The following is a 4,324-nucleotide window of genomic DNA, read 5'->3' on the forward strand; positions in this document are numbered from 1 at the left end:
TATCCGGCCCGATCGACACCCCCGCCACCTTCACCGTCGACCGGTTCACATGATGCTCACGGCTGACCAGCTTGTACGGACTGGACACCCGAGCAACCCGACTCACCCCCCGCATCTCCGCCAGGTTCAACCCCGACAACAGATCGAAGTCGCCGACCAGGCCGATCACCACCCGGCTGACCCGGGCCCGGGCCGAGCCGGTCGTCCGGTCGAACATCTCGGTGACCCCGCGGCTGACGAACGCCTCGGCACCCACCGACTCGACCGTCGTGACCACCTGCTCGATGTCCGCGGGTTCGGCCTCCGGAGCCATCACGATAACCATGGCTGCCCTTTCCTCTCGTTACGGCTTCCGTGCAGCGGTGCCTCGTCGTGGGCGTAGAGCCAGTCCAGCAGCTCGAACTGGTCCTGTTCGGACATTCCACCCAACAGCTCGTCGCGGGCCCGCGCGGCCGCGCCGGCCGGGTGGTACACCTCGGCGCCCATCCGCCGGGAGATCAGCTGGACCCGCGCGGTACGCGGCGCCCGCAGCGCCTCCAGCTTGCCGAACGCGGTGGCGAGGTCCTGGTCCACGGCGAGCAGGGTGTCCAGGCACACCGCGTCCTCCAGCGCCATCGCGGCGCCCTGGGCGGCGTACTGCAGCATCGGGTGCGCGGCGTCGCCGACCAGCAGCACCGGACCGTCGGTCCAGGTGTCCACCGGATCGCGGTCGCAGAGCACCCAGCTGCGCCAGTCCCGGCCGAGCTCGATCAGCGTGCGGATCTCCGGGCGCATCGGTCCGGCGATCTCCAGCACCCGGTCCCGGGGCACCGGAACCCCGACCAGTTCGGTCTCCGCGCCGTCGTCGACGGTGAGGGCCATGTTGAAGCTCGCCCCGTCCGCGATCGGGTAGTGCACCATGTGGTAGCCGGGCCCGGCCCACAGGGTCGCGGCGTACCAACGCCGCTCCTCCGGCACCTCGTCGATCGGGATCACCGAGCGGTAGATGGTGTGCCCGGACACCCGCGGGCTGCCGTCGCCCACCAGTTGCGCCCGGATCCGCGAGCGCAGGCCGTCCGCGCCGATCACCGCGGCGCCGTGCAGCCACTCGCCGCTGCGCAGCGACACCGACGCCCCGGCGCCGTCCAGCCGGTACCCGGTGACCGCCGCACCGGCCCGCAGGGTGATCCGCTCGTCCGCCCGGCAGGCCCGCAGCAGCGGCTCGTAGAGGTCGCCGCGGTGCACCACGGCGTAGGGCTGGCCGTAGCGCCGCAGGAAGTTCCCGGTCAGCTCCAGCCTGGTCAGCTCGACCCCGGCGACGCCGTCCATCAGCCGCAGGTCCGAGATGAACACCGCCCGGGCCCGCGCCTCGGCTGCCACGCCGAGGTGTTCCAGCGCCCGGAAGGCGTTGGGCGCCAGCTGGATTCCGGCGCCCAGCTCGGCGAAGCCGTCCTGGCGTTCCAGCACCAGCGCCTCGTGTCCGTTGCGGGCGACGGCAAGCGCGGCCGCGAGCCCGCCGATTCCCCCGCCGACCACGATCACCCGCTGGCTCATCGACTACCAACCCCTTGCTCTACGAACGAATCGTGCGGTCAGGCCGGCCGGGCGGCGGCCCGTTCGGTGGCCAGCAGCGAGGTGAGCTCCCGGCGGAGGATGGCCACCCCGTTCTCGGTGAGCACCGACTCGGGGTGGAACTGCATGGACCGGAAGTGCGGGCCGCGCAACGCATGGATCTCCCCGGTGGTCGGGTCCGCGGCCGCCCGCACACCGTCCGGCAGCCCGGCCGCGACGGTCGCCGCGTAGGTGTTGTAGAACCCGACCCGGTACGGCCAGCCGAACAGGTCGATCTCCTTCTGGGTGCCCTGGTTGGGCACCGCCCGGCGCACCAGCGGCAGGCCGAGCAGGTCGCTGAGCACCTGATGGCCGAGGCACACCGACAGGAACGGCATCCGCTCGCGGAGCAGGTGGCGGGTGACCTGGCGCAACCGGGCGATCTTGGGATGGTCGCGCTCGGCGGGGTTGCCCGGCCCGGGCCCGACCACGGTCAGGTCGTAGGCGTCGACGTCGAACGGCTCGTCGAACCGGCGGATCGTGACCGAGGTGCCCAACGCGCCCAGTTCCAGCCCGAGCATGGTGGTGAAGGTGTCCTCGGCGTCGATCACCAGGACGTCGAGCCCGGGCAGCGCGACGCCGCCCCGGCCCCGGGTCTCCGGAGCGTCGAACCAGAACCGGGCCAGCCGGGTGTTTCGCTTGCGCAGCGCACTGACCACCAGCGTGTCGGTGCCCAACCGGGGCCGGTCGGCGACGGCGGCGGGCGGCCCGCCGCGCAGCGCGGCCAGCACGCCGGCCGCCTTCACCGTGGTCTCGACCACCTCGGACTCCGGGCGCGAGTTGCGCACCAGCGTCGCACCGACGCCGATCCGCAGGTGGCCGGTCGGGTCGATCTGACCGGTGCGGATCAGGATCGCCGAGTCGAGGGTGGCCCGGCCGGCGGGGTCGACCCCGATCAGGCCGATCACCCCGCTGTAGTAGCCCCGGCCCTCCGGCTCGTACCTGGCCAGCACCCGGCAGGCGCTCTCCAGCGGGCTGCCGGTGACGGTCGGCGCGAACATCGTGGTGCGCAGGATGTCCCGCACGTCGACCTCGCTGCGGCCCTCCAGGTAGTACTCGGTGTGCGCGAGGCTGGACATCTCCTTGAGGTACGGGCCGAGCACCTGGCCGCCGTCCGGGCACAGGGCGGCCATCATCTTGAGCTCCTCGTCGACGACCATGAACAGCTCGTCGGCTTCCTTGGCGTCGGCCAGGAAGCGCAGCGCGTCGTTGACGTTCGGTCCGGACTCGGCGTAGCGGTAGGTGCCGCTGATCGGGTTCATGCTGACCACGCCGTCGCGCAGGCTCACGTGCCGCTCGGGGGTGGCGCCGACCAGCGTCGTGGTTCCGGTGTGCACCACGAAGGTCCAGTACGCGGAGCGCTCCGCGTGCAGCAGCCTGCGGAACACGGTGAGCGCCTTGGCCGGCGTGTAGTTCTCGACGCGCACCAGGAAAGACCGGCGCAGCACGAAGTTCGCGCCCTCGCCGCGCCCGATCTCGTTGCTGATCACCTGCCGGACCAGGCCGGCGTACCGCTCGTCGGAGATGTCGAAGCCCTCTTCGACCAGGTCCAGGTCACCCTCCGGGATCCGGTCGAACGCCTCGGCGAGGCCGATCTCGTCCTGCCCGGTGATCCGCATCGCGACCAGGGGCGTGCCGTCGTCGGCGGCGGCGAACCCGCGCTCGGCGATCTGCCGGTAGGGCACCAGGGTGAGCAGGGTGTGCCGGGCCTGACCGGTCGCCGGCCCGGGCGGCCCGATCGGCAGGTCGGCCAGCCGGGCGACCTCGTCGACCTCGCCGACCAGCACCTCGACCCGGTCGGCCTGGCCGGCCTGGGGCCGGTGCAGCAGGGCGAACGCCGGGGCTCGACCGCTGAGCACCTCGTCCACCAGGGCGGAACCAGGTGGCATCCGCTCCATGCGAATTCCTCCCGCGCTCTCTGCCAGCCTGTTGCCCATTGCCAGGTCGGCTACCATTCGGGCGTCATTGTCTGTCGAGAATGGACCGTGGCACAACTACCCGAAAACGACCCGCTCCCCCGGTATTCCGGCGGCTACCAGTGCAAATGGGGAACCACCCGGCCGCTACCCGTTCGAGTAGTTTTTCCGGTTCCACCACGCTATTAGAGTTCGGAAGCGACCTCTGTGGACCGTGCTCACAACCGGTGTTCGGCAATGGACGAGGAGTAACGGTGGACAATCATTTCCTCGACCAGGATTTCCGCGGCCGGGTCGCGCTGGTCACCGGCGCGTCCGGCGGGATCGGCTCGGCCGTGGTGCGCCGGCTGGCCGAGCGGGGCGCCCGGGTGGCGGCGGTGGACCGCACCGAGGCCGACCTGGCCGACCAGGTGCGGCGGCTGCGCGCCAAGGACCTCGACGTCACGGCGTACCCGGCCGACGTCGCCTCGAGCGAGGCGGTGACCGGCACGGTCGACCTGGTGGAGCGCGAGCTCGGTCCGATCGACTACCTCGCCAACGTCGCCGGGGTGCTGCGACCGGGGCTCGTACTGTCCACATCGGAGGATGACTGGAACCTGACCTTCGCGGTCAACGCGCGGGGCGTGTTCAACACCTCGCGGGCGGTGGCGGCCCGCATGGTGGCCCGGCGCTCCGGCGCGATCGTGACGGTGGCGTCGAACGCGTCCGCCGTGCCCCGGGTCGGCATGGCCGCCTATGCCGCGTCGAAGGCGGCGGCGACCGCGTTCACCAAGTCCCTGGGCCTCGAGGTGGCCCGGCACGGCGTGCGCTGCAACGTC

Annotated in this window: 3 protein-coding genes and 1 pseudogene; 1 reads left to right on the plus strand and 3 read right to left on the minus strand. The window is 71.8% G+C overall.

What is annotated here, in order from left to right; translation table 11 throughout:
• The 3 genes and pseudogenes from VFO68_RS13895 to VFO68_RS13905 form a co-directional block, all read right to left on the minus strand.
• A pseudogene (locus VFO68_RS13895) lies at positions 1-313 on the minus strand (hypothetical protein); the annotation flags it as partial.
• The gene (locus tag VFO68_RS13900; RefSeq protein ID WP_325158673.1) at positions 313-1,533 is read right to left on the minus strand and encodes an FAD-dependent monooxygenase; all 1,221 of its coding nucleotides are present in this window, start codon (positions 1,531-1,533) and stop codon (positions 313-315) included. The gene VFO68_RS13900 and the pseudogene VFO68_RS13895, both read right to left, overlap by 1 nt.
• 38 nt (positions 1,534-1,571) lie before the next feature.
• Positions 1,572-3,479, minus strand: coding sequence for an anthranilate synthase family protein (locus VFO68_RS13905; RefSeq protein WP_325158674.1), 1,908 nt, complete (start codon positions 3,477-3,479; stop codon positions 1,572-1,574).
• Positions 3,480-3,760: 281 nt separating this feature from the next.
• Here VFO68_RS13905 and VFO68_RS13910 point away from each other — a divergent pair.
• Positions 3,761-4,324: SDR family NAD(P)-dependent oxidoreductase (locus tag VFO68_RS13910; RefSeq protein WP_325158675.1), on the plus strand; the 564-nt coding region annotated here is incomplete at its 3' end.

This window comes from Actinophytocola sp., assembly GCF_035712165.1.
GTDB lineage: Bacteria > Actinomycetota > Actinomycetes > Mycobacteriales > Pseudonocardiaceae > DASYTH01.

Bases quoted from the DNA above. Each gene is read 5' to 3' on its own strand.
- VFO68_RS13900 (WP_325158673.1), bottom strand. From the start codon at position 1,533: ATGAGCCAGCGGGTGATCGTGGTCGGCGGGGGAATCGGCGGGCTCGCG.
- VFO68_RS13905 (WP_325158674.1), bottom strand. From the start codon at position 3,479: ATGCCACCTGGTTCCGCCCTGGTGGACGAGGTGCTCAGCGGTCGAGCC.